The following is a 222-nucleotide window of genomic DNA, read 5'->3' on the forward strand; positions in this document are numbered from 1 at the left end:
CCGGAGCGTCCGGGGTCGCGTTCGCGGACGGAACGAACCACAGGGCGCACAGCAGGGTGCCCGCGGTGGTGGCGGTCAGCAACGGACGGAGCGCGGATGACACGGAATATCGATCCCCTTGTGGCGCTGGCGAATTGGCCGTGTGGGCCGATGGTAGTGAAAGGCGCGGGTCACAGGAAAGTCACGGCCTCCCGGGGCCGTACGCTCCGGGCATGAGCACTC

Source organism: Streptomyces viridosporus, assembly GCF_002078235.1.
In the GTDB taxonomy this organism is placed as follows: Bacteria; Actinomycetota; Actinomycetes; order Streptomycetales; family Streptomycetaceae; genus Streptomyces; species Streptomyces viridosporus.